Source organism: Stenotrophomonas sp. SORGH_AS_0282, assembly GCF_030818125.1.
GTDB lineage: Bacteria > Pseudomonadota > Gammaproteobacteria > Xanthomonadales > Xanthomonadaceae > Stenotrophomonas > Stenotrophomonas rhizophila_A.
Window position 1 is genome coordinate 2,944,466 of record NZ_JAUTAB010000001.1, and the last position, 24,308, is coordinate 2,968,773.

The following is a 24,308-nucleotide window of genomic DNA, read 5'->3' on the forward strand; positions in this document are numbered from 1 at the left end:
CGGCACTTGACAGGCCCAGGGCCACGGCGCACGATTAGTTAACGAATTAATTAACTACCGGAATGGACCGCATCTTCGAGGCCTTGGCTTCCACCGCCCGCCGCCAGATCCTGGCCTACCTCAACGGTGGCGAGCTCACCGCGGGCGAACTGGGGGAACGCTTTGATTTCAGCAAGCCGGCGCTCTCCAGCCACCTGCGCATCCTGGAGGATGCCGGCCTGATAGAACGCGAGAAGCGCGGCCAGTTCGTGTATTTCCGCCAGGTGCCCGACCGCCTGACCAACACCCTGTTCGCCTGGGCCGCCGAAGTCTGCCCGGTTGGCGGCCCCTTGCAGCGCGAGAGCCGCGCACGCGCCAAGCGCAAACCCACCCCTTCGACCTGAGCCCTGCCACCAGGAGACCGGCATGCTGGACACCCACCGCGTGAGTCGTTCGTTCCCCAGCATCAGCCTGCCTTCGTATGGGGATGGCAGCCCGGTGGAAGTGGCCTTGATCACCCAGCTCGGGATCGGTGCCGGCGACCAGCTGCTGCGTGATGCCGGGCTTCGCCAGGCCGCGCATCCGGCCTTCGTGGATGCGCTGGACGAGCCCTCCGCACGGCTCGGCGGCATGCACCTGGCCCACGACGATGCGTCGTCGCTGTACTCGTTCTCGGTCGGGCGCCAGGGGCATCCGTTCCACCGCCATGCCGGGCCCCGCATGTTCACCGCCATCGCCGGCAGCGGCGGTGCGCAGCTGCGCTTTTCCACCGCGTCCGATGCCCAGCTGCAGCGCGACCCGGCTGCGTTCCTGCATGCGCTGCGCTGTGTGGACATCCCGCCTGATTGCCTGTTCACGGTGCGCTTCGGCAGCGGCACCTGGCACCAGTTCGTGTCGCGCCACCCGCGCCACCCGGCGCTGTTCGCGCTCTCATGCCACGCCAACGAACGCAGCGGCGCGCTGACCGAGGCGCAGCGCGCGCAGATCGATGCGGACAGCGCCGACATTCCGTCCCTGACCGATACCCTTCCGCAGACGCTGCAGCTGTTGCTGGACCAGGCCGACCTGTCGCGCGTTCCGGTGGTGAGCCTGTCGCTGCAGTCGCCGGCCCGTTCGGCGTTGGCCGGCCTGTGCGCGCGCACACGCGACCTGGTCGGCCCACTGCGCGCGTGGCTGGCGCGGCTGCGCCCGGCGCAGGGTTACATCGGCCGCAGCGCTGCGCGGCATCCGGTGCAGGCGCTGCCCGCCCCGCCGGCGGATTCGCTGCTGCACGGGGCGCTCGCCGACCGCGTCGACCACCAGGACTACAACACGCTGGTGCTGCCCGCGCACAGCGTGGCAAGCCGTTCGGCCAGCGTGGTGCTGGAAGCGCTGCTGGAAGGCTTCGTTCTCAATCCACCGCCCAGCGTGGGCCGTTTGATGGCACTGCGAAATGCACTGGTGGCGCCGCTTCATCTGCGCACTTCAGCCTTGGGTTGCCCGGTCTCCTCGCTGCTTTCGACCGACCGCAGCACGCTCTTTGCCGGTCGTTTCCCGGTCCATGCACAGCGCGTGGACGCAACCGACCGCAGCGCCGAAGTGCTGCTGGGTGCGGACGACCGCCACCTTCGCTTCCGTTCCTGCGTCCGTGTGCAGCTGCAGGCGGACGGCGCGGCAGTGATTGCACTGGGCACGCGGGTGCGCACCCACAACCGCTTCGGTCGCCTCTACATGGCGGCCATCGACCACGTGCATCGCCGCCACATCAGCCCCGCCATGCTGCGCATGGCCGTAGCCCACGCGCTGGCCCCGGACCTTGTCCAGGCAACCGTGCCAACACAGCCAGCATTGGCCAGGTAAGCGACCCGGCGCGGGTGCAGCGGCGGCTGCGGGCTGTCAGTCCCCGCTTCCCCCATCAGCGCCCGCGCCATCGCCAATGTCCGCGTCGCGGCTTTCAGCATGAAGCCGCCAACCGCCCGGATCGGCGGTGTGCGTGCCGCCGCCATCACCGTGCCAGCGAGCGTCTTGACCCTGCCCCTCGGAGCTGCGTGCCATCCCCACGAACATGACGCACAGCACCGCCCCCACCACCGGCAGCAGCCAGATGACGAGCAGCTGCAGGCGACGTTGCGATGCAGGCGCGTCCGCCTTTGCCCATACGTACAGCGAGGCCGCCATGTTCACCACCAGCAGCCCCGCCACCAGCAACAAAACCAACATGCGTGCGTCCTCGTTGACGGAAACCGAACGGCCTCGTTGGCGGCGATTATGGGCTATGGCCTGCGGCGCAGCGTCACCAGCGTGATTTCTGAGGGCACGCCCAGGCGCGCGGCGAAGCCCGGCCACAGGCCGGCGCCGTTGCTGACGTACAGCGTCATGCCGTCCACGTCGTAGCGTCCGGAGACGTACCCGCCGTTGGCCCGCTTCACCAGCTGGTCCATGCCGACGATGTGGCCACCGTGGGTGTGCCCGGACAGCTGCAGCTGCACGCCCTGCGCCGCGTTGGCGCGCGCTTCCCCCGGGCGATGGTCGAGCAGGATCACCGGCGCCCCGGAATCGGCGCCCGCCAGTGCTGCCTTCAGATCCGGCATTGGCAGGCCATAGCGCGCCGCCACTGGGTCGGTGACCCCGGCGATGGTCAGCACCGCGCCATCGCGCGTGACCCGGGTGTGGCTGTTCTCCAGCACCTGCATGCCCAGCGCGCGGAATGCCGGCATCCACTGCGCATACTGGCCGTAATACTCGTGGTTGCCGGTGATCGCGATCACCCCATCCGGTGCGTGGAGCTGGCCCAGCGCGCGTACATCGTTGGCGCGGGCGGCGACGCTGCCGTCCACCAGGTCGCCCGTGATCACCACCAGGTCCGGCTTCAGCGCGTTGCTTTCAGCCACCACCTTGGCCACCCAGTCGCCGGTGAGCAGGCGGCTGGCGTGGATGTCGGTGAGCTGCAGCACGCGATAGCCATCAAACGCTTGCGGAAGGCCGGCAATGGTCACCTCGATCTGGCGGGTCTGCGGCACGGCAATGCCCTGCTGTACGCCCCAGATGCCCAGTACCAGCGCCAGTCCGCCCACCGCTGGCCGCAACCAGCTGCGGCGCAGGGCATCGGCAGCGCGCGGCAGCTTCAGCAGGCGCGCGCCCAGCAGCAGGACGTCCAGCACCAGCAGGAACACCGCCACCAGCAGCAGCGCGGTGAAACCGCTGGCCAGCACCACCAGGGCCGCCTTGGGAATCTCCGGCGAAGCCATCGTGCCGGCAAACCGCGCCACGATCCGGTGGTGCAGCGCCAGCGCCAGCACCAGCAGGCCAAGCGGGCCACGTACCGAGACCGGCACGCGCAGCGGCCAGATCAAGCGCCACACCACATACAACGCAAGTACTACTCCAACAACACTCAGCACAGGCAATTCCAGGTTCCGGGGGGATGCGCGCGCGCCAGCGGCGATCGTGCAGCGCACCATCTTTGCCGATGTTGACGACAGGTGCCACCGCGAGGGGGTGGAATTCTGGGTTGCGCGGTTCAGCGAGAAGGTGATTTCTTCGCTTTTGCCTTGGCCGTATTGAAGGCCACCGCCGCCCGGATCAGGGCCTTCAACGCCGCCTCGTTGATCTTCTCGCCTTCATGCACGTCGATGGCGCGGCGGGTGTTGCCCTCCAGGCTGGAATTGAACAATCCCTTCGGATCGTCCAGCTTGGCCCCATGGGCGAAGGTCATCTTCACCGCGGCTTTGTAGGTTTCCCCGGTACAGAGGATGCCGTCGTGCTCCCAGACCGGCACCCCGCGCCACTTCACGGTCTCAACCACGTCGGGATCGGCCTTGTGGATGATGCTGCGGAGCTGCGCCAGGGTTTTGCCGCGCCAGTCGTCCAGCGCGGCGATCTTTGCATCGATCTGCTGCGCGGCGTCGTCCGGTGCAGCGGTGGCGGTGGCAATCGGCTTGCTGCGGGTGCTGGCACGTGGCATGACCGGGTCCTGATCAACGTTGAAAGAAGGGGATGGGTTACATCCTTTCGCCGGGAAGCCGGCTGGCCTGCTTCACCCAGCGGGTGAACTGTTTGGCATCCAGCGGCACGTCCTCGACAACGTGCAGGTAGCGCGTGTCCTGGCTTTTGGATGCCTCCGGCGGCACCGGATCCAGTGCCTTGCCACGAAAGAACGCCACTTTGATGTAGCGCGCGTAGCAATGCATGCTCAGGAACCAGCCGTCATCGCCGGCGGCATACAGCGGCGAGTTCCATTTGACCGCCTTGCGCACGCCCGGCACCGCTGCCACGACCAGCGCATCGAGCTGCCGGGCCGCGTCGCGCTTCCAGTCGGGTATTGCCGCGATCCACGCCTGCACGGGGGCATCGCCCTCGCCTTTGGGAATCTGCGGGTTGCCGCCGGCCAGCAGGCGCGGCGTGCCGGTGGATGGGTCGGGGACTGCTTTGCGTCGGGTGGTCGCCACGTCGATGCCCATGCAGGTGCCTGACCGCCTTATAGACCGCCCTCCCATCAATTTCAACGCGAGCGTGCCGAGTCAGCAGCGTGACGAATCCGGCGATGGGGCGAGCTGAACGGCCGCCCCATCCTGGCCGGCAGCCCCTTGCATCCTCGCGTCCCGCGCCCTATAAATGAGTGGTCACTCACTTATACCCCGTCATGGCCCGCCCCCTCAGCGAAGCGAAACGCGATGCGATCTTGGCTGCTGCCGCCCGACTGGTGGCTGCACAGGGCGTGGGCGCGTCCACCGCGCAGATCGCCAAGGCGGCCAAGGTCGCCGAGGGCACGGTGTTCACCTACTTCGAGACCAAGGACGCGCTGCTCAATGCGCTGTTCGTGCGCCTGGAAGAGCGCCTGGCGTTGGCGGTCGGTGGCACCTTCCCGGCGAATGCCGAGGTCCGTGAACAGCTGCACCATGTGTGGAACGCGCTGCTGGTCTGGGGTGCGGCGCATCCGATCGACCGCATGGCACTGCGCCAGCTGAAGGTGTCCGAACGCATCACCGACTGCACCCGCACCCACTGCGCCGGGCTGTTCGGCACCACGCTGCAGACCCTGGAAGCCAGCCTTGCCCGCCATATCGACCCGGAGCGCATTCCGTTCTACCTCGGCCGGGTGCTGATCAGCCTGCTGGAAACCACGCTGGAGGCCATGGCCGCCCAGCCCGAGCAACGCGACACCCTGCAGCAGGCCGGTTTCGACCTGTTCTGGAAGGGCATTCAACGTTGATTTTTTCTCCGCCAATGAATGAGTGCTTGCGCACTCATCCACAAGACCAAGGAGACGCATGCGCATCCTGCCTGTACTCGCTGTCGCCTTCTCCCTCACCGTTCTGATCGGGATGACCTTCACCGTGCCTATCGCCTCTTACGACACTTCGCCGCAACGCGCCGATGACCAGTTCACCAACGTGGCCGCCAAACCGAAGGAATCCTTCGGCGCCACGCTCAAGCTGTTCTGGGAGTTCATGTTCAACCGCCCGCCGGGCACCACCCCGCCCAAGGCGCCGCCGGTGCGCGCGCTTACCGCGCAGGCGCTGGCCGAAGCGCCGGACCGCAGCATGTACCGGCTGGGCCACTCCACCCTGCTGATCAAACTGCGCGGTGGCTGGTGGCTGACCGACCCGGTCTTCTCCAAGCGCGCCTCGCCCGTGCAGTGGATGGGCCCGAAGCGTTTCCACGCCCCGCCGATCGCGCTCCAGGAACTGCCGCCCATCCGTGGCGTGCTGCTCTCGCATGACCATTACGACCACCTGGACCGCGCGACCATCAAGTACTTGGCAACGCGTGCACAGGTGTTCCTGGCCCCGCTGGGCGTGGGCGACCGCCTGATCGACTGGGGCGTGCCGCAGGACCGCGTGGTGCAGCTGGACTGGTGGGAAGAAACCCAGGTCGATGGCGTGCGTTTCGCCGCCACCCCGGCCCAGCATTTCTCCGGCCGCGGGCTGCGCGATGGCAACCGCACGCTGTGGGCCTCGTGGGTGATCCTGGACGATGAGCTGCGCGTGTTCTTCAGTGGCGATACCGGCTATTTCAACGGCTTCAAGCGCATCGGCGAACGTTACGGGCCGTTCGATGTCGCCTTCGTTGAAACCGGTGCGTATGACGCCAAGTGGCCGTTCGTGCACATGCAGCCGGAACAGACCGTGCAGGCGCACCAGGACCTGCGCGGCAAGTGGCTGGTGCCCATCCACAACGGCACCTTCGACCTGGCCATGCACCGCTGGGAAGAACCATTCGAGCGGGTCAGCGCGCTGGCCGCGCAGCGCGGGATCGCGCTGTCCACGCCGGAAATGGGCGAACGCCTGGATCTTTCCGCGCCGCATGCGGGCACGCCGTGGTGGCGGGCGCTGGCCGCAACGGAAAGCGAAAGCAGCGGCGTAGTGGCGGGCAGCGCGCGCTGAGTGGACTCTGCCTTGCTCAGGCTTCGGGCAGGACGCGCTCACGGGCGCGTCGCCGGCCACTACCGATGAACACACCGACACAGGCGCCCAGCATGCCGCCCAGAACGTAGGCCACGCTGTTCCAGCCGTTCAACAGGAACGCGCCGAGAAAGCCGTCGTCCATGAACCGGCTGACGAAGTACACCGCCATGCAGCACACCAGGAGGTACATGGCGGCTACGGCAAGGGCGAATCGGTAGCGCCTTGAGATGAGCCCACCCAGCAGCGCTATCCACACTCCGACCATGACCCCCGTTACATCTCCCGCCTCGAAGGAGAACGAGGCCTTGGCGACGAAGGAAATCCTGAAAAAATGCGTGATCCCGGTCACCAGACCCATCACCACCAGCACCGCTGCCATCTGTCGCCACATACGCTCCACTCCCTTGGAATCTGTCCCGCGCAGCCTACCCGTTCAAAGGCAGGCTGGCGATGACCCGCCGCGTTACTACCGATCAACAGCGTCGGCGCGCTCCAGGGTCAGCTCGGCATGCTCGGCAGGCGTCTTTGCCAGCCAGCTGGCCCAGCCCAGCTCACGGGCCTTTGCCAGCTGCGGAAGGGCCCGCGCCGGCATCGGCGGCTCGCTGCCTAATGCCTCCACGCGCCGGCTCTGCCGGACCCAGTTGATGAAATCCGGGTTGTCCATGCTGTAGTCGCTGCCCCCATCACGCCGGATCGGCCGCAGCTGGTAGCCATTGCCATACACGGGACGGACCAGTACGTAGTAGCGCCGGCCGGCCTCCAGGTCGGCGTCCATGAAATGCACGCGCATGCCATCGTTGGAGACGAACATCTTCCTGCCGGGGGCCGTGGAATACACCACCTTGTCTTTTCCACCGATGGCCGAGATGAAACGGTCACCCTCGGGGGTTACTTCACTCAACATCGTGTACATGCCGCCGAACAGCGAGGACGGGCGCAGGAAGATCAGCTGCGCCTTGTCGGGCTCCGGGAGAGCAACCGACTGCGTGGCACTTTTCTTGACGAAATCCCGGGCCCCGACGGGGGCAACGAACGCAAACAGCGAAAGCACGCACAAGACGAATCGCATCATGGTGGATTCCAGAGGTTGGCAGGAGGAACTGCGAACGAGGTACCCCAGCACAGGGGCGCGGTATCATCGCGCGTTCCCGCCATGGAGTCACCGCATGCCCAACCTTTCGACCCGCTGGACCGGCCGCGCGGCGGCGGTACTCCTGCTCCTGGCGCTGGGCCCGGTGGTGTCTGCCGCCGATGACACGACCACCGCGCCCAGCGCCCGCGACCGCGCGGTAGCCGATGCGGACCAGATTTCCCGGCAGCTGCTCCAGGTGCGCGAGGGCGAGAACGAACTGAACTGCGCCAAGGCCGTCGAGAACGCGCGGTACGGCGTGGAAACCATGCTGGAAGTGGGCGAAAAGAACGTCCGCGGCGGTTACCTCGCGGCGGAACAGTTCAATGCCTCCGCCGCGCCATTGCGTGCGTTGCTGCCGCAGCTCACCACGGCCGACTGCGAAGCGGCCGACGGCAACAAGCGCGCCTTCTACCAATGCATGTCCAGCGATTACAACCACGTGCTGGCCTGCGGAAAAGCGCATCCTTACTGAGCCGCGTTACGGATCAAGGGAATACGAGGGCAGCCGTTGCAGAGCGATCGTCTACCGTGAAACAGATGATCAGCGTGTCGGTCTGGCCTTCGAGCCCAGCGTGGGGCAACCAGGTACTGCCTGCTTGCAATAGGCAGCAGTGGAACCCCGCACCATCAGGCTGAACTCAAGCGTCTGCTGCAGCGGTACATCCACGCCTTCGATGATGGCGAGCAGCAGGTTCACCGCGCGCTCGCCGATTTCCCGCATGGGCTGCCGGACGGTAGTCAATGCGGGCGTGAGGTAGCTGGACGATGCCAGATCGTCGAAGCCGACGATGGACAGCGCATCGGGCACGCGGATGCCCAGGTCCCGGCAGGCTGCCAGTACCCCCAGCGCCATCTGGTCGCTGAAACAGAAGATCGCGGTGGGCACGGTCGCGCCGGCCAACAGCGCCCTTGCTGCCGCATGACCCGATTCCACTGAGAAATCCCCCGGCACCACGCTCAGGTGGCGCAGGCGACCGCGTGCCTTGCTGGCGGCCTGCACCCCTTCGAGACGCTGCTGGTGCAGGGGATTGTCAGGCGGCCCGCCGACTACGGCGATCCGCTCGTGGCCCAGACCGTACAGGTGGTCCATCACCGCGCGCGCGGCGGCGGCGTTATCGATGTGCACGCTGGGGATGCCAAGTGCGGGGTCGAACTCGCAGCCATTGACCACCGGCGCGGTGGTGCCCTGCTGCTGCACGATCGCGCGCGCGGTCGGCGGCAGGCGATGGCCGAGCACGATCATGCCGTCGGCCTCGTTGCGGCGGAGCATCTGCGCGTAGCGTTCTTCGCGCTCGGGTCGATGCTGGGTATCGCCGAGCAGCACGGCATACCCGACCGCCTGCGCCGCTTCCTCCGCGCCCTGCAGGATCTGGGCGAAGAACGGATTGGCGATGTCCGGCACGGTCACCAGGATCTTGCCGCTGCGCTGGGTCTTGAGCGTCCGGGCCACCGTGTTGGGCACATAGCCCAGCGCGGCAGCGGCCTGCTCGATGCGCGTGCGCGTGGCCGGCAGGACTTTGTCCGGCCGCGAAAGCGCCCGCGACACCGTGCCTGCGGAAACGCCGACGTGCTTTGCGATGTCGTAGATGGTTGCCATGGGTGTTGGGTTCTTCTTGTCGCTGTGCAGTGCACAACAGGTTTTGCGGAACGTCCTGCTAGGGTAATGCAATCGATTGCATCAGGGTGAATCACGTTGAAGACGCTCAAGGGTCCGGCGCTGTTCCTGGCACAGTTCATCGGCGACACACCGCCCTTCAACCAGCTGGACACGCTGGCCCAGTGGGCGGCAGGCCTTGGCTATTCTGGCGTACAGGTCCCCACCAGCGCGCCTCACCTGTTTGATCTGACCGAGGCCGCCCGCAGCCAGGCGTACTGCGACGACATCGCCGGCATGCTGGCCGGGCATGGCGTGCAGATCACCGAGCTGTCCACGCACCTGCAGGGGCAGCTGGTAGCCGTCCATCCCGCCTACGACGGCCTGTTCGACGGCTTCGCGCCAGCGGACAAGCGCGGCGATCCGGCCGCCCGCCAGGCCTGGGCCGTGGAGCAGCTGCTGCTGGCTGCCAAAGCCAGCGAGCGACTGGGGCTGACCGCGCATGCCACCTTCTCCGGCGCGCTGGCCTGGCCCTACTTCTACCCCTGGCCGCAGCGCCCGCCAGGACTGGTGGAAGAAGCCTTCGCCGAACTTAGCCGGCGCTGGCGCCCCATTCTCGACGCCTTCGACGCCTGCGGCGTGGACCTGTGCTTCGAGATCCACCCGGGCGAGGACCTGCACGACGGCGCAACCTTCGAGCGCTTCCTCGACTTGGTGGACCACCATCCCCGCGCGAAGATGCTGTACGACCCCAGCCACCTGCTGCTGCAGCACATCGATTACCTGGGCTTCATCGACCGCTATCACCCGCGCATCGGCATCTTCCACGTCAAGGACGCGGAGTTCCGCGCCAGTGCAAGTAGTGGCGTGTATGGCGGCTACCAGGACTGGATCGATCGTCCGGGGCGGTTCCGTTCGCTCGGGGACGGCCAGATCGACTTCAAGGCGATCTTCTCCAAGTTCGCGCAATACGATTTCCCGGGCTGGGCGGTGCTGGAGTGGGAGTGCTGCCTGAAGCACCCGGAAGACGGCGCACGCGAGGGCGCCGCCATCATCCGCGACCACATCATCCGGGTGACCGAACGTTCCTTCGACGACTTTGCCGACAGCGGTGCGGATCCTGCATCGCTGCGCCGCATGCTGGGTATCTGAGCCATTACCGCCTGGGAGGGCAAGCCATGAGGCACGCCATGTCGCGCTTGGGCGCGATGATGTTTCTGCAGTTCTTCATCTGGGGCGCATGGTTCGTGACCCTGGGCACGTACCTGGTGCAGGGCCCGCTCCAGGCCAGCGCCAGCCAGGTGGCCACGGCCTTCCTCAGCCAGTCCATCGGCGCCATCGTGGCGCCGTTCCTGGTCGGGCTGATCGCGGACCGCTACTTCGCGGCGCAGCGCATTCTCGGGGTCCTGCACCTGGCCGGTGCGGTGCTGATGTGGCTGGCGTCTACGGCGACGGACTTCAACACGTTCTTCGCCTGCGTGATGGGCTACATGTTGCTGTTCATGCCGACGCTGGCGCTGGCCAACAGCGTGGCGATGCGGCACATGCAGTCGCCGGAGAAGCAGTTCCCGCCCGTGCGCGTGGCCGGCAGCGTCGGCTGGATCGTGGCCGGCGTGCTGATCGGCTGGCTCGGCTGGGAACAGGCGCATACGCTTGAACTGACCTTCCGCATGGCAGCGATGGCATCGCTGGCGTTGGGCCTGTATGCGTTCACCCTGCCGCACACGCCGCCGCTGGCGCAGCAGCGCGACGCCGGGCTGGGCCAGGTGCTGGGGCTGGATTCGCTGCGGCTGCTGAAGTCGCGCTCCTACCTGGTGTTCTTCCTGGCCTCCATCGCCATCTGCATTCCGCTGGCGTTCTACTACAACTTCACCAACCCCTATCTCAACGACCTGGGCGTGCGCGGCGCGGCCGGCCTGCAGTCACTGGGCCAGGTGTCCGAAGTGCTGCTGATGCTGGCCATGCCGTTCCTGTTCGTGCGGCTGGGGGTCAAGACCATGCTGGCCGTGGGCATGGCGGCGTGGGTGGTGCGCTACGTGATGTTCGCCTTCGGCGATGCCGGCGGCGGCTTCTCCCTGCTGGTGATCGGCATCGTGCTGCACGGCATCTGCTACGACTTCTTCTTCGTCACCGGCCAGATCTACACCGACGCACATGCCGGCCCCGCCGCGCGCAGCAGCGCGCAGGGGTTCATCACCCTGGCCACGTACGGCGTGGGCATGCTGATCGGCACGTTCCTGTCCGGCGCGGTGGTGGAGCACTACACCACGGCGACGGGCCCGGACTGGCAGCGGATCTGGCTGTTCCCGGCCGGCGTGGCGCTGGTGGTGCTGGTCGCCTTCCTGTTGTTGTTCCGCGACCGGCCGGCGCTTGCCGCCGCGCCCAGCTCGCACTGAGGAGCCGACACGATGCGCAAGCTTGGAATCGCCATTGTAGGCACCGGCATGATCGCCGCCGTGCATCGTCGCGCGGCGCTGCTTGCCGGCGCGGAGGTCCGCGGCGTGGTCGCCTCGTCGCCGCAACGCGCGGAGGAAGTGGCGCGCTCATGGAATGTTCCGCGCGGCTATCGTGACATCGAAGACGTGGTCGCCGATCCGCAGGTACAGGTGGTGCATGTGTGCACGCCCAACCACCTTCACCGCGCCATGGCGCAGGCGGCACTGGAAGCCGGCAAGCACGTGATCTGCGAGAAACCGCTGGCCACCACGCTGGAAGACGCCCAGGCCCTGGCGGCATTGGCAGCCTCGACCGGGCTGGTCGCCACGGTGCCGTTCGTCTACCGCTACCACCCGGTGGTGCGCGAGGCACGCGCACGCATCGCGCAGGGCGAGCTGGGGCCATTGCACCTGATCCACGGCAGCTACCTGCAGGACTGGCTGCTGGACCCGGCCAGCAACAACTGGCGCGTGGACCCGGCGCTGGGCGGCGCCTCGCGCGTGTTCGCCGACATCGGCTCGCACTGGTGCGACCTGGTGGAATGGGTCAGCGGCGAGCGCTTCGTTGATGTCAGCGCGGCGTTCGCCACCGTGGTTGCCGAGCGGGGTGCCGTGGGCGGGCAGAGCTTCACCACGCCGGCGGCGGGCGGCGCGATGCAGGCGGTAACCAGTGAGGACGTCGCCGCAGCGATGTTCAAGACCGGCGCAGGTACGCTCGCCTCGTTGACGGTCAGCCAGGTCTCGGCAGGGCGCCACAACCGGCTCTGGTTCGAGATCGACGGCGCCACGGCCAGCGTGGCATTCAACCAGGAAGACCCGGAGCGGCTGTGGATTGGCCAGCCCGACCAGCGCGAGGAAACCTTCGTGCGCGGACCTGGCGCCGGCAGTGCCGAGCAACGCCGGCTGGCGGTGCTGCCGCCTGGCCACGCGCAGGGCTACGCCCAGTGCTTCGAGGCGTTCGTCGCCGACACCTATCACGCCATCGACGGCGAGCGGCCACAGGGCCTGCCCACTTTCGAGGACGGCCTGCGTTCGGCGCTGATCGTCGACCGCGTCATTGCATCGGCCAGGTCGCGCGCCTGGACCGCCATCGGTTGAACTGCATGAGGATTTCTTGATGAAGACTGCTGCACGCCGGACCACCACCCTCGCATTGCTGCTGCTCGCCGCCCTGCCCGCCTTCGCCGGTGACGCGGCAAGTCCACAGCAGCCCATCGCGGTGCAGATGTACACGCTGCGCAACGCCGGCACGCTCGACCAGCAGTTGAAGATCGTGCACGACGCGGGCGTGGGCGCGGTGGAAACGGTCGGCACCCAGAACGTCAGTGCCGCTGAACTCAAGCAGCTGCTGGACCGCTATTTGATCAAGGCGATTTCGTCGCACGTGCAGCTGGCCGATCTGCGCAAGGACCTGGTTGGCGTGGTGGCCTTCAACCGCGCGATCGGCAACACCACGCTGGTGGTGCCGTACCTGGACAAGAAGGATCGGCCGACCGATGCCGCCGGCTGGACCGCCCTGGGCCAGGAACTGGGCCGGATCGCGGCGCAGGCGAAAGCCCAGGGCATGCACCTGGCCTACCACAACCATGACTTCGAGCTGGTCGACTTCGGCGGCAAGACCGGCCTGGAACTGCTGTTCGCCGCAGCCGGCCCCGACCTGCAGACCGAGCTGGACCTGGCCTGGGTGGCGCGTGCCGGCCATGACCCGGTGGTGATGCTGGGCAAGTTCCGCGGCCACGTATTCGCGGTGCACGCCAAGGACAATGCCCCCAAGGGCCAGGCCGAAGACGAGGGCGGCTTTGCCGCCGTCGGCCAGGGCGTGCTGGACTGGAACGCGATCCTGCCTGCCGCCGCCGCTGCCGGGGTGCAGTGGTACATCGTCGAACACGACCAGCCGCGCGATCCGGCCACCGTCATCAAGACCGGCGCAGACTACCTGCGCCACCACCTCACCGCCCGCCTGCCCGCCAGCGCACAGCGCTAGCCAGCCAAGGAGCCCTGCTTGAAAACGATCCTGACAATGGCCGTGGTTCTGTGTGGGACCACGTTTGCAACGGCCGCGTGGTCCAAGGACGATCCCGCTGCCGGCGCGCAGCTCTACGCGACGCACTGCGTTGCCTGCCACGGTGCGAACCGGGCCGGCGTTCCGCCGGCGTTCCCCGCGCTCACCGATGTCGCCAAGCGGCTGGACGCGGCTCAGATCAAGGACAAGATCAAGAAGGGCGGTGGCTTGATGCCGCCCTTCTCCCAACTCTCCGAACAGGACATCGGCAACCTCGCCAGCTACCTGGCGAAGTAGCTTCCCACTACAGCTTCCGCACCCAGATGTTGCGGTAGCTGACCTTGGAATCGTGCTCCTGCAGGTACAGCGGCGCGCACCCATGCGGTGCATACGAGGGCGCGCCGATGTACTCGGTCTTGCCCGACAGCACGGTGTCGTCCTGTACCAGCACGCCGTTGTGCAGCACGGTGATGCGCGCTGGTGACGTGAGCCCACCGCCCGGTGAGAAGCGCGGTGCCTTCCAGATGATGTCGTACGCCTGCCATTCGCCCGGCTTGCGCGAGGCGTTCACCAGAGGCATGGCCTGCTTGTAGAGCGAGCCGGCCTGGCCGTTTGCATAGGTGGGGTTGTTGTAACTGTCGAGCACCTGCAGCTCATACAGCTCCTGCAGGAAGATGCCGCTGTTGCCGCGATGCTGGCCGTCGAAGCCTTTGGTCGCGGTGGGCGCGCGCCACTCGACATGCAGCTGGATGTCGCAGAAATCCTGTCTGGTGCGAATGCCCTTGCTGCCCGGCACCACGGTCAGCGCGCCGTTGGCAACGTTCCAGGGCACGGGTCCGCCCGTCTCCGACTCCCACGCGGAGACATCCTTGCCGTTGAACAGCACGATCGCATCGGACGGCGCGGCGTTCATGGGGGTGGCCACGGTCGCGGGCACCGGCTTCCACACCTCGGTCCTGGTCGGATCGCGCGCGGGGTCATCGGCCTGCGCGAATGCAGGCGTTGCAGCCAGCACGCAGACGGCCATCAGCAGGGGCTTGCTCATCGGGTTCCTCATCAGCTGGTGCCCCACGCGGGGGTACCGGGGACATAGGCCAGGTCGCCGTCGTAGCGACCCGGCACGGCGACGTACTGCAGCGTTTCGGTTGCCCCCACCTTCGAGGTGAAGAAACCGAAGATGGCCAGCTGCTTGATCATCGTGAAGTAGTGCGGCGTCGCTTCACCGCCTTCGGCGGTACCGGTCTCGCTCACCTCGGTGGCGCGTTTCCGGGCCTGCGCATCCAGCGTACGCAGCAGCTCGGTGCGCGCCTGCGGTGCCAGCGCCACGAAGCGTCCACCGGCACGTTTGTCGATGTCGGCCAGGCCGGCATGGAATGCCGCCTGCTGCTGGGCGGTGTAGCAGTCGGTGACGAAGCGCGCCATGAACGCACCCGCGCCGGCGTCCTTGGCCCCCGGCGTCTTCGTGCGCGGCAGGATGGTTTCTGCGATCTCGTCCAGCGTGGCGATATCGGCGGCGGAGAAGGCGGTCTTCGCCCCCGCCGCCAGCCCCTGGCCACTGGCGAGCGCGGGCAGGCCGACCAGGGCTGCGCCCGTGGCGGCGACGATCATCTTCAACAGGTCGCGACGTTCCATTACAGGTTCCCCGCTTTCAGCTCGCGCACCGCATGGTCGGCCGCGCGTGCGGTCAGGGCCATGTAGGTCAGCGAGGGATTCACGCAGGCGCTGGAGGTCATGCAGGCACCGTCGGTCACGTACACGTTGGGCGCATCCCACACCTGGTTGTGCTGGTTCAGCACGGAGTTCTTCCGGTCACGGCCCATGCGTGCGGTGCCCATTTCATGGATACCCTTGCCCGGCGCGTAGTCGTTGTCGTGCATCTCCACGTCCTTGACCCCGGCGGCCTCCAGCATCTCGGCGGCATCGGCGGCCATGTCCTTGCGCATCGCCTTTTCGTTCGCGCGCATGGATACATCCATCGCCAACACCGGCAGCCCCCACTTGTCCTTGCGGTCAGGGTCGAGGCGAATCGTGTTGTCGTGGTGCGGCAGCATTTCGCCGAAGCCGGTCATGCCGATGCGCCAGTCGCCCGGCACCGTCAACGCCTCCTTCAGGTCGGCGCCGATGTTGAGTTCGGCGATCTCGCGCGACCAGCCGTTGCGGCTGGCGCCGCCCTGGTAGCCGAAGCCGCGCGTGTAGCCGCGGCTGTCGCCGCCGACGTTGCGGAAACGGGGAATGTAGAAGCCGCAGGGGCGCCGGCCGAAGTAGTACTTGTCATCGTACCCTTCGACCCGGCCGGAGGCACCGGCGCCGAAATGATGGTCCATCACGTTGTGGCCCAGCTCGCCGGACGACGAGCCCAGCCCGCCTTCCCACACATCGGTGGCCGAGTTCATCAGCAGCCAGGTGGAGTTGAAGGAGGAGGCGTTGAGGAAGATGACCTTGGCCGTGTAGGTGTAGGTCTGCCCGGTCTCGGCATCGATCACCTCCACGCCACGTGCACGCTTGCGGTCCTTGTCGTAGAGCACTTCCTTGACGATCGAGAACGGCCGCAGGGTGAGGTTGCCGGTCTTCATGGCCGCAGGCAGCGTGGCCGACTGGGTGGAGAAGTAGGCGCCGAACGGGCAGCCCAGGATGCACTTGTTGCGGTACTGGCAGTTGACGCGGCCCTGCTCGGGCTTGGGCTGGGTGATGTTGGCGGTGCGCGAATGGATCATGTGCCGGGTGCCACCGAAGGCCTGCTTGATCCGTGCGGCCACGTCTTTTTCGACGATGTTCAACGGGACCGGCGGCAGGAATTCGCCGTCCGGCAATACGTCCAGCCCTTCGCGCGTACCGGCGATGCCGGCGAACTTCTCCACGTGGTCGTACCAGGGCGCGATGTCGGCATAACGGATCGGCCAATCGGTGGCGATGCCATCCTTGAGGTTGGCCTGGAAATCCAGGTCCGACAAACGATAGCTCTGCCGCCCCCACATCAACGAGCGTCCGCCGACGTGATACCCACGGAACCAGTCGAAGCGCTTGGTCTCGATGTAGGGCGAATCCTGTTCGTCGGCCCACATTCCCTCGAGGTTCTCGGCCAGCGCGTAGTCGCGCATCAGTACCGGAAAAGCGGCCTTCATCGCCTGGGTGGGCCGGTTGCGGTGCGGGAAGTCCCACGGTTCCTTCATCGCATTGACGTAGTCCTTCACGTGTTCGATGTTGCGACCGCGTTCCAGCATGAGGACCTTGAGGCCTTTCTCGGTCAGTTCCTTCGCCGCCCAACCGCCACTGATGCCGGAGCCGACGACGATTGCGTCGTAATGATTGTCTGCCATGGGTTCTACTTCACCTGGGTGGATATCAATTTCAGACGTCGCAGAGGCGGATCGCCTCGCGCAGCGAACCGATGGGATCGGGTGCCGCAGGCATGAACTCCTGCGCCAGATACCCATCGAAACCGGTGTCGCGGATCGCGCGACAGATGGCGGGATACTGGAGCTCCTGCTGGTCTCCGATCTCGTGCCGACCCGGCACGCCCGCGGTGTGGTAATGCTTGAAATGCGCGTGATGCCGGCCGATGGTGGCGATGATGTCGCCCTCCATGATCTGCATGTGGTAGATGTCGTACAGCAGGCCGAAGTGATCCGAGCCGAGCCGTTGGCACAGTTCGACGCCCCATGCAGAGTGGTCGCACAGGTAATCCGGGTGATCGACCCGGGAATTCAGCAGCTCCATCACCAGCACCACGCCGCGCTTCTCGGCATGCCCGAGGATGCGCTTGAGCCCGGCTTCGGCATTGGCCATGCCTTCCTGCGGGTCCATGCCGTTGCGGTTGCCGGAAAAACAGATGAGGTTTCGGTAGCCGGCATCGGCGACCAGGTCGATGTGCCGGGTGTAGCGCTCCACCAGTTGGTCGTGGAACTGTCGGCCGGCAAAGCCCTTGGTCAAGCCCAGCTCCGCGCCGTTGCACATAGAGCTGTACACCCCATGGGACTTCAGCGTGGGCCAGTCCTCCGGCCCCACCAGGTCGATGGCGGCGAACCCGATGCCCTTTACCGTCTGGCAGAGCTGGGCCACCGATAACTTGGGGAAGGTCCAGCGGGCGACCGAATGCTTCAGGTTGCCCTTGAGCGGCGCGATGGCGGCCATCGAGGGCGTCACGCCTGCGGTTGCCAGGCCAATACTTCCGGCGAACGCAATACGCAGCGCATCGCGCCGCGTGACGCGCGCACCTTGGATCGATCCAATCGAATGGTCGGGCATCCGCTTTCCGGCCTCCCAACCGGTATCAAACGCAACTATTCACTGCAATGCAATCGATTGCACCATAGAGGAGTAGTTCGTTTTTTTGCAAGACGCACTGCACGAAAATGGATGCTGCAGGGCACAATGAAATTCAGTGCCCGTAACTACTGGCAGTCTGCCGGTGTCGTATGCCGCCGAGTGAATTCTGCAGCCGCAAGCTACTGCGTGACGCTCACGCAGCCATTGATCTCTTTGGATTGCGCAGCGAGATGGGTTCAGCGTTGTGCGCTTGTAGCTGCCGGATTGCCAGCAAGTTTTCCAAGGTCATCCCTGTTTCCTGTTACCAGCAGCTTGGGCGTTGCCAATAATTCGCTGGCAAACGCATCACCGTTCTGCACGCGCCGCATGAACTCTTCCATTGAGTACAGCACAGGATTGATCTCCCGGCGCAACACTTCCTGCGCGGGGTGGATGGCACGCACCAGGTCAGCGAACCCCAGATCGCCCAGAACCAGCAGATCCACGTCGCTTCCGTCGACCTCGGTGCCCTTCGCCACCGAGCCGAAGACCCACGCCAACGAGACGTGATCGGCCACTGGAACCAAGGCGTCGCGCAGGACAGGCACCACGCCATGGGTCTTGCGGAACATCGCAGCCAGGTCATCGAACAGCAAACACGCGCGATTTGCCCGGTAGTGGACCTGATTACCCTGTTCGCTTCGCAGCAATAGTCCGGATCCGGTGAGCTTGTCCAGTTCGCGTGCAAGGGTACCGGCGTGGGTGCCGGTGATCCTGGCCAGCTCCCGCAGGTGGAAGCTGGCATCCGGCTGCAAAAGAAGCGCTGCCAGCACCCGTTGGCGGGTGGCCGGGAACAGGATGTCCATCGGTGGCGACGTGTTGCTCATCAGGCGACAAATGTTGCTTATTCGGCAACACATTGCAAGTGGGGCCATTCTCATGCGGTCTTCGAGCCCGTTGGACTGTGGGAAAGTAAGCGCATGACCCTCCGAACCTATCCGCTGGCGCTGGCACTCCTGACAACGCCCGCTTTTGCCCACGCCTCGGAGGCCTGGCAGACAAGCTCACCGGTAAGTGCCGCCTACAAGTGCGGGAGCGAAGGGGGCATGACCATCATCGCAGCGACAGCCGATTTCTCCACGTCCGCACCGGGACCGGACAAAGACGGCTATCAGCGTGCGCGAACAGGCAGGCAGACGTTCCGATGCAAGGGTGGGCCAAGCGTTTCAGTCGTGGTGTTGCCACCGCAGGCAACCGGAGAATGCGGCGCTGATGGACGGGTGGTCATCACCGACATCACACCTCCCGGTGGGCGCAAGGGCACCGAGCTGATCGAGTTCAACAGACGGTGTTTCTTCAATGATTACGTTACGAGAATACGCATTTTCAAACAGGGTTCGCACTACTCGTTAGAACGTTGTTCGGAAACGAACAGGTTCAACAAACAGGCATTCGTCGGCTGCACGACCGCGCCCATCGCTCCTGACAGAACGTAATCACTTCCGGCCCGAAATGCACGAAGCCCAGTGATGACTCATGCATTCAGTGACCGATCAAAACATCCAGCCCTTCCCGAGCCATGCGGAACTCGATGGCCTCAATCGGATCGGGGGCCTCGAGGCGGAAATGGGTGCTTTCGTAGTTGGCGACCAGTATCAGCAGGACTTCAAACAGATCACCTTGCTCGGTACCCGGCTCAGGCAGGGCATCGAACCAGGCGGCAAGCTTCTGCTTGGCCTCGTGATAGTCGCGCTCGGAATGGAGAGGTCGAATGTTCATCAGGATTGGTCCACCTTGGCGGCGTCGATCTTGTCGTACTATGCTTGAGTACCTACCCCTAGTCCCATCTTGGGACCTGGTCAATCATGCTGCCCGCCGCTGGTGTCGGCTGGCGGATGCATGACATTTAGGGACGCATGACACGCGTGGCGTGTCACTACGTAGTGGCGGGGAAAGCAAAAGGCCCGCTATCGACGGGCCTTTTGGTCGTCCGGGAAACAACCTGCGCTTAGAACGGAATGTCGTCGTCCGCGAAGTCGTCCATCGGCGGAGCCGACTGCTGCGGCTGCTGCGGGCGCTGCTGCTGGCCGTAGCCACCACCGCCACCACCGCGCTGACCGCCGCCACCACCACCGCCGTATTCCTGGCGCGGGGCCTGCTGGCGCTGCGGACGCTCGCCGCCGCCGTAATTGCCACCACCACCACCGCCGCCGCCACCGCCGCCGCCGCCGCCTTCACCGCGGCCGCCCAGCATCTGCATTTCGTCGGCGATGATGTCGGTGGAGTACTTCTCCACGCCATCCTGGCCGGTGTACTTGTCGTAGCGAAGGCTGCCTTCAACGTAGACCGAGCTGCCCTTGCGCAGGTATTCGCCGGCAATTTCGCCAAGCTTGCCGAAGAACACCACGCGGTGCCATTCGGTGCGCTCCTGCTGGTTGCCATCCTTGTCCTTGCGGACGCTGGTGGTGGCCAGGCTGATGCGGGTGATCGCCATGCCGCCTTGGGTGTACTTCACGTCCGGGTCGTTGCCGAGGTTGCCGACCAGGATGACTTTATTGATGCCGCGCGCCATAGGGTTGCTCTTCCGTTGTCCGAGGGCAGGCCCGACAGATATCACACTCTGTTCGGTGCCGATACGGGGGCTGCCCTGCGTGTGATCTGGGTAGGATTGCAGAACGGGGCATTCTACCATCCCTGCTCGCTCCGCCCCTGTCAGGATCGCCCCCGCTGGAGGTCGGATTCCTGCCAAACCCTTGTCAGGATTGGGCCTGCACCCAGTTGCGCCGCCGGCTGAGGCAACCTCGGAGGGGGTCCAACCGGTCCCCGGGCTTACCGCGTGCCTGGATTCCCTTCAGGCATCACGATCAGCAGAGGGACGGGAGAAACAGGTGTCCACGCGCCGTCCGGCGCTTCATCGCTGCGATAGCCGACGGGGAGACGTAAGGCGACCCTGTAGCCCGCTCCTGGCGCGAGGCGATAGCTCTTGTCCAGCGCGACTTCCACGCTGAACGTGCCACCAGCAGGCAGGGAGAGAAGAGTTGGGACGGCTGGCAACCTGTCCATAAGGATTCCGACGTACTCGGCTTCAGCTCCATCCGGCAGCGTCACCACGAAGAAATCGTCCAACAGCATTCCGCGCGCATTCGGCTGCGGAAGAGAGGGACCCCACACCACTGCAGCCCGGTCACCCACATTGACAAGTTTCAGTTCGATCGACGCTCCGCGCCCACCGCTCACCGGGAGGATCTCGGCCTGCAGGCGGGCGCCGGCGACTGCATTGGCGCTGCACCCCAATGCGACCACCAGCAGCGTTACCCTGATCGGCAGATTCATGCCATCTCCCTTGTTCGTCCGTGAGCACCGATGAACCAGTTACCACGAACCCCACCCCGCGCCAACAGGCAGGAAATCTACGTCAGCACCGATGTGGAGGCCGATGGCCCCATTCCCGGCCCGCATTCCATGCTGAGCTTCGGGTCGGCGGCGTATCTGGCCGACAAGACCCTGCTCACGACCTTTTCGGCCAATCTGAACACGCTCCCGGAGGCGCAGGGCCATCCCGATACCATGGCGTGGTGGGCGACCCAACCAGTGGCGTGGGCGGCCTGCCGGAGCGATTGCGAGGCGCCGGAGGCGGCGATGCACCGCTACGTCGCGTGGCTGAAGGCGTTGCCAGGCAAGCCGGTGTTCGTGGCGTATCCGGCGGGGTACGACTTCCTGTTCGTGTACTGGTACCTGATGCGGTTCGCCGGGGAGAGCCCGTTTTCGCATTCAGCGCTGGATATCAAGACCTTTTCCATGGCGATGCTGAAGAAGGACTACCGCAGCGTCACCAAACGGAGCATGCCCAAGCGCTGGTTCGACCGGCTGCCGCATACCCACGTGGCGCTGGATGATGCGATTGAACAGGGTGCGCTGTTCTGCAACATGCTGGCCGAAAACCGGGGGTAAAACCACGGTCCCACGTCCCGTGGCATCATGGCTTCCGTCGTCCCAGCCCTGCCCTTCATGACCATCCGCGGCAAAGCCACTTCCCTGGATATCGCCCACCTGGCCGGGGTTTCCCAGCCCACGGTGTCGCGGGCGCTGCGTGGCAGCCCGATGGTGAACCAGGAAACCCGCGAGCGGATCCTTAAGATCGCCCGGGAGCTGAACTACAAGGTGGACAAGAACGCCTCCAGCCTGCGCCTTCGCAATGCCGGCACGCTGGCGCTGCTGTTCTTCGAGGATCCCACCAACGACGATTCCCTGATCAACCCGTTCTTCCACGCCATGCTGGGCTCGATCACCCGCGCCTGCGCGCTGCGCGGCTACGACCTGCTGGTGTCGTTCCAGCAGCTGTCCACCGACTGGCAGGCCGATTACGAAGACAGCAACAAGGCCGATGGCATCATCCTGCTCGGCTATGGTGACTACCACGAGTCACGCGAGCGGTTGCAGCGGCTGGTGGAACAAGGCACCCATTTCGTGCGCTGGGGCGCGGCCCTGCCGGACCAACCCGGGGTGTCGATCGGCTGCGACAACTTCCAGGGCGGCTTCGACATCACCACCCACCTGCTCGACCAGGGCTGCCGGCGCATCGCCTTTGTTGGCCATGCGTCGAGCCACTACCCCGAGTTCGAGGAACGCTACCGCGGCTATGTGGCCGCGATGACCGAACGCGGCGTGCCGGTGGACCCGGCATTGCAGTTCGATGCGATTACGACCGAGCTTTCCGGCTACGACGCCTGCCAGGCGCTGCTGGGCGATGGACAGGCCATCGATGCGGTGTTCGCGGCCAGCGACCTGATCGCCATCGGCGCGATGCGGGCATTGCGCGAGCATGGCCTGCGTATTCCGCAGGATGTGGCGCTGGCCGGGTTCGACGATATTCCGCTGGCAGCGTCGGTATCACCCACCCTGTCCACCGTGCAGCAGGACACCAAGCAGGCCGGCCAGCTGCTGGTGGAACGCCTGCTCGCGCTGATCCAGGGCGAGCCGGTGGAAAGCCAGACCATTCCGGTGAAGCTGGTACTGCGGGAATCGTCGCTGGCCGGGCGCTGAGCCCGAGCCATTGCGATCCGGCCTAGCTTTTTCGCGGCAGAACGACACGGCAGTAGAGGTACCCCAACACGGCCATCGCAATCGCTGGCCACGTAGCGGCCGCGATTCCGTACAACCATGCGTTTCGTCGCTGGGCCTGCGCGGCCTTCCCCAAGTGCCGTGCGGTGTTGAGGTTGATAACCCAAGCAGCCAAGAGGCAAAGATCGGGGCTGTAGCCGAGTTCGCCAAGCACCAATCCCAGCGCAGCGGCGCCAAGCACTGAAACGACGAGACTTACCAGAGCTGCCTGCAAGTGGCGATGGGCCATCTGGTCCCGCGCTTCGTCATCCCTCAATTCCGTCGCCACGCTGCCCCCTGATTCCCCCGGTAGCCCGCGACCGTTGGTCGTGGGCGAAACCGCGAGATTACCTCAGCACCTGCTCCGCATCCACGATGTCCACCCCCTGCATCTGGCCCAGCCACTGGTCGAACCACGGCTTGTGCGAGGCACCGACCACCGACAGCACGCGCACGCCCGGGCGTTCGCGGAACGTCTGCTGGATGTTGGCCACCATGCGCAGGTTGCGGATCTCCCAGCCGCTGACCCATATCTGCGGGTAATGCTCGGCTGATGTTGCACGCAGCGTGGCGCCGACGTTGACATCGGTCAGTACATTCAGCCGTTCTGGCGCATTGATGAAGCGGTACAGCGGCAGCAGGTCGCGCGCTTTCGCCAGCCTGTCCTCGATGGCGGTGTTCTTGTCCAGCTCTGCCTTGCCAGCGTTCCACGCCTGTTCCAGCGAGGTGCCGAACGCCTTGGGATCCTTGACCTGGATGTTGTCGCCGGTGTGGTCGTCGATGGCGTACACGCGCGGCAGGCCCAGTCGCGCGGCCAGCTGCGCGGCGATCAGGTAGCTCTCGTTCTGGCGGCTGGCGATGGTGTTCAGCAGGGCAACCAGCGTGGCATCCAATCCATCGCCAGCGCGGCGCTCCGCCGGTGGCAGCTGCAGCCATTGGGTGTAGGCCGAGGCCCGCTCGTTGGCGGCCAGCATCCATGCGGCCAACTGGCGGCGCTGGGCTGGCGTGGGTGCCTTCGGCCACGTGTCGAGGGCGGCGTTGATCTTCTCAACCGCGGCCGGGATCTGCAGGCCGGTGGCCGTGCGCGCCACGTCGGTGCTGGCGCAGTAGTCCGGTCCGTAGACGCTGGCATGGCGCTCGGCAAGATCGCACTGCTCACCGCTGATGGCTTCCACGGTGATGATGTCCGGCTTGTAGGCGGCCAACTTGTCCAGCAGGGGACCGAGCGCACCGGGCTGGATGCCGCCTTCCACCTCGCTCAGGTGCACGCTGCCCAGCACGAGCACCTGGGTGCGCGGGCCGGTCATTTCCCGGTCGAGCGTCGCCAGATCGACCGGCGCGGCGGCCAGCGATGGAAAGGCGGAAACCAACAGCGTTGCGATCCATAACCTGCGTTGCATGCCACCACCCTCAATCCATCGATGCAGACAGTGTG

29 protein-coding genes are annotated in these 24,308 nt (G+C 65.8%); 13 read left to right on the top strand and 16 right to left on the bottom strand.

Annotated elements, in window-relative coordinates:
- The first annotated feature begins 62 nt into the window (after positions 1-62).
- Together QE395_RS13095 and QE395_RS13100 are read left to right on the top strand one after the other, a co-directional pair.
- Complete coding sequence (locus QE395_RS13095) at positions 63-383, top strand: metalloregulator ArsR/SmtB family transcription factor (protein ID WP_068850041.1); 321 nt, start codon at positions 63-65, stop codon at positions 381-383.
- Positions 384-405: 22 nt separating this feature from the next.
- Positions 406-1,818, top strand: coding sequence for a DUF2867 domain-containing protein (locus QE395_RS13100; RefSeq protein WP_093533215.1), 1,413 nt, complete (start codon positions 406-408; stop codon positions 1,816-1,818).
- 36 nt (positions 1,819-1,854) lie between these two features.
- On the opposite strand, the gene QE395_RS13105 is transcribed toward QE395_RS13100, so the two are convergent.
- The 4 genes from QE395_RS13105 to QE395_RS13120 form a co-directional block, all read right to left on the bottom strand.
- Positions 1,855-2,178 carry a hypothetical protein gene (locus QE395_RS13105; RefSeq protein ID WP_093533214.1) on the bottom strand — a complete coding sequence of 108 codons (324 nt, stop codon included), beginning with the start codon at positions 2,176-2,178 and terminating at the stop codon, positions 1,855-1,857.
- A gap of 53 nt (positions 2,179-2,231) precedes the next feature.
- Positions 2,232-3,359, bottom strand: coding sequence for a metallophosphoesterase (locus QE395_RS13110; RefSeq protein WP_249833902.1), 1,128 nt, complete (start codon positions 3,357-3,359; stop codon positions 2,232-2,234).
- 119 nt (positions 3,360-3,478) lie between these two features.
- A complete protein-coding gene (locus tag QE395_RS13115; RefSeq protein ID WP_099047385.1) occupies positions 3,479-3,922 on the bottom strand; it encodes a DUF1801 domain-containing protein in 444 nt (147 codons plus the stop codon).
- A 37-nt stretch (positions 3,923-3,959) separates the two neighbouring features.
- Positions 3,960-4,418, bottom strand: coding sequence for a DUF1801 domain-containing protein (locus tag QE395_RS13120; protein ID WP_068850029.1), 459 nt, complete (start codon positions 4,416-4,418; stop codon positions 3,960-3,962).
- A 182-nt stretch (positions 4,419-4,600) separates the two neighbouring features.
- On the opposite strand from QE395_RS13120, the gene QE395_RS13125 reads away from it, so the two are divergent.
- A complete protein-coding gene (locus QE395_RS13125; RefSeq protein WP_306989499.1) occupies positions 4,601-5,170 on the top strand; it encodes a TetR/AcrR family transcriptional regulator in 570 nt (189 codons plus the stop codon).
- 58 nt (positions 5,171-5,228) lie between these two features.
- Positions 5,229-6,344 (top strand): MBL fold metallo-hydrolase, encoded by a 1,116-nt coding sequence (locus QE395_RS13130; protein ID WP_068850024.1) that lies wholly within the window; start codon positions 5,229-5,231, stop codon positions 6,342-6,344.
- A gap of 16 nt (positions 6,345-6,360) precedes the next feature.
- Here the strand turns inward: QE395_RS13130 and QE395_RS13135 are convergent, their stop codons facing one another.
- Both QE395_RS13135 and QE395_RS13140 read right to left on the bottom strand, forming a co-directional pair.
- The gene (locus tag QE395_RS13135; RefSeq protein ID WP_157771700.1) at positions 6,361-6,744 is read right to left on the bottom strand and encodes a hypothetical protein; all 384 of its coding nucleotides are present in this window, start codon (positions 6,742-6,744) and stop codon (positions 6,361-6,363) included.
- 87 nt (positions 6,745-6,831) lie between these two features.
- Positions 6,832-7,437 (bottom strand): hypothetical protein, encoded by a 606-nt coding sequence (locus tag QE395_RS13140; protein WP_068850019.1) that lies wholly within the window; start codon positions 7,435-7,437, stop codon positions 6,832-6,834.
- 94 nt (positions 7,438-7,531) lie between these two features.
- On the opposite strand from QE395_RS13140, the gene QE395_RS13145 reads away from it, so the two are divergent.
- Positions 7,532-7,969, top strand: coding sequence for a hypothetical protein (locus QE395_RS13145; RefSeq protein WP_068850016.1), 438 nt, complete (start codon positions 7,532-7,534; stop codon positions 7,967-7,969).
- Positions 7,970-8,038: 69 nt separating this feature from the next.
- Here the strand turns inward: QE395_RS13145 and QE395_RS13150 are convergent, their stop codons facing one another.
- Positions 8,039-9,094: a LacI family DNA-binding transcriptional regulator gene (locus QE395_RS13150; RefSeq protein ID WP_306989500.1), complete on the bottom strand. Its 1,056-nt coding sequence runs from the start codon at positions 9,092-9,094 to the stop codon at positions 8,039-8,041.
- Positions 9,095-9,190: 96 nt separating this feature from the next.
- Between QE395_RS13150 and QE395_RS13155 the strand changes: the two genes are divergently transcribed.
- From QE395_RS13155 to QE395_RS13175, 5 genes are read left to right on the top strand one after another with little or no spacing between them, the layout of a single operon-like run.
- On the top strand, positions 9,191-10,243 hold the full coding sequence (locus QE395_RS13155; RefSeq protein WP_306989501.1) for a sugar phosphate isomerase/epimerase family protein: 1,053 nt from the start codon (positions 9,191-9,193) through the stop codon (positions 10,241-10,243).
- A gap of 26 nt (positions 10,244-10,269) precedes the next feature.
- Positions 10,270-11,487, top strand: coding sequence for a nucleoside permease (locus QE395_RS13160; RefSeq protein ID WP_306989502.1), 1,218 nt, complete (start codon positions 10,270-10,272; stop codon positions 11,485-11,487).
- Positions 11,488-11,499: 12 nt separating this feature from the next.
- On the top strand, positions 11,500-12,624 hold the full coding sequence (locus tag QE395_RS13165) for a Gfo/Idh/MocA family oxidoreductase (protein ID WP_095363436.1): 1,125 nt from the start codon (positions 11,500-11,502) through the stop codon (positions 12,622-12,624).
- A 19-nt stretch (positions 12,625-12,643) separates the two neighbouring features.
- Positions 12,644-13,510 carry a sugar phosphate isomerase/epimerase gene (locus tag QE395_RS13170; RefSeq protein ID WP_306989503.1) on the top strand — a complete coding sequence of 289 codons (867 nt, stop codon included), beginning with the start codon at positions 12,644-12,646 and terminating at the stop codon, positions 13,508-13,510.
- A gap of 18 nt (positions 13,511-13,528) precedes the next feature.
- On the top strand, positions 13,529-13,825 hold the full coding sequence (locus tag QE395_RS13175) for a cytochrome c (RefSeq protein ID WP_237334324.1): 297 nt from the start codon (positions 13,529-13,531) through the stop codon (positions 13,823-13,825).
- 7 nt (positions 13,826-13,832) lie between these two features.
- Here the strand turns inward: QE395_RS13175 and QE395_RS13180 are convergent, their stop codons facing one another.
- From QE395_RS13180 to QE395_RS13200, 5 genes are all read right to left on the bottom strand, one after another.
- Complete coding sequence (locus QE395_RS13180) at positions 13,833-14,573, bottom strand: DUF1080 domain-containing protein (RefSeq protein WP_306989506.1); 741 nt, start codon at positions 14,571-14,573, stop codon at positions 13,833-13,835.
- 11 nt (positions 14,574-14,584) lie between these two features.
- Positions 14,585-15,160 (bottom strand): gluconate 2-dehydrogenase subunit 3 family protein, encoded by a 576-nt coding sequence (locus tag QE395_RS13185; protein WP_306989509.1) that lies wholly within the window; start codon positions 15,158-15,160, stop codon positions 14,585-14,587.
- A complete protein-coding gene (locus tag QE395_RS13190; protein WP_068849992.1) occupies positions 15,160-16,845 on the bottom strand; it encodes a GMC family oxidoreductase in 1,686 nt (561 codons plus the stop codon). Before QE395_RS13190 ends, QE395_RS13185 begins: the two co-directional genes overlap by 1 nt.
- 31 nt (positions 16,846-16,876) lie before the next feature.
- Entirely contained in the window at positions 16,877-17,773 is an 897-nt protein-coding gene (locus QE395_RS13195) for a TIM barrel protein (protein WP_249833893.1), read from the bottom strand.
- Between the two features lie 257 nt (positions 17,774-18,030).
- Entirely contained in the window at positions 18,031-18,639 is a 609-nt protein-coding gene (locus QE395_RS13200; RefSeq protein ID WP_249833892.1) for a nucleotidyltransferase domain-containing protein, read from the bottom strand.
- Between the two features lie 114 nt (positions 18,640-18,753).
- On the opposite strand from QE395_RS13200, the gene QE395_RS13205 reads away from it, so the two are divergent.
- Complete coding sequence (locus QE395_RS13205) at positions 18,754-19,269, top strand: hypothetical protein (protein ID WP_306989511.1); 516 nt, start codon at positions 18,754-18,756, stop codon at positions 19,267-19,269.
- Between the two features lie 46 nt (positions 19,270-19,315).
- On the opposite strand, the gene QE395_RS13210 is transcribed toward QE395_RS13205, so the two are convergent.
- The 3 genes from QE395_RS13210 to QE395_RS13220 all read right to left on the bottom strand — a co-directional run bounded on the left by QE395_RS13210 (position 19,316) and on the right by QE395_RS13220 (position 21,106).
- Positions 19,316-19,552: a hypothetical protein gene (locus tag QE395_RS13210; RefSeq protein ID WP_306989512.1), complete on the bottom strand. Its 237-nt coding sequence runs from the start codon at positions 19,550-19,552 to the stop codon at positions 19,316-19,318.
- Between the two features lie 229 nt (positions 19,553-19,781).
- Positions 19,782-20,345, bottom strand: coding sequence for a single-stranded DNA-binding protein (locus QE395_RS13215; protein WP_306989514.1), 564 nt, complete (start codon positions 20,343-20,345; stop codon positions 19,782-19,784).
- Positions 20,346-20,602: 257 nt separating this feature from the next.
- The gene (locus tag QE395_RS13220; protein WP_306989516.1) at positions 20,603-21,106 is read right to left on the bottom strand and encodes a hypothetical protein; all 504 of its coding nucleotides are present in this window, start codon (positions 21,104-21,106) and stop codon (positions 20,603-20,605) included.
- Positions 21,107-21,136: 30 nt separating this feature from the next.
- Between QE395_RS13220 and QE395_RS13225 the strand changes: the two genes are divergently transcribed.
- Positions 21,137-21,724: a hypothetical protein gene (locus tag QE395_RS13225; RefSeq protein WP_306989518.1), complete on the top strand. Its 588-nt coding sequence runs from the start codon at positions 21,137-21,139 to the stop codon at positions 21,722-21,724.
- A gap of 57 nt (positions 21,725-21,781) precedes the next feature.
- Positions 21,782-22,816: a LacI family DNA-binding transcriptional regulator gene (locus tag QE395_RS13230; protein ID WP_176472707.1), complete on the top strand. Its 1,035-nt coding sequence runs from the start codon at positions 21,782-21,784 to the stop codon at positions 22,814-22,816.
- 404 nt (positions 22,817-23,220) lie between these two features.
- On the opposite strand, the gene QE395_RS13235 is transcribed toward QE395_RS13230, so the two are convergent.
- A complete protein-coding gene (locus tag QE395_RS13235; RefSeq protein ID WP_249833889.1) occupies positions 23,221-24,273 on the bottom strand; it encodes a DUF5694 domain-containing protein in 1,053 nt (350 codons plus the stop codon).
- Positions 24,274-24,308: the final 35 nt, after the last annotated feature.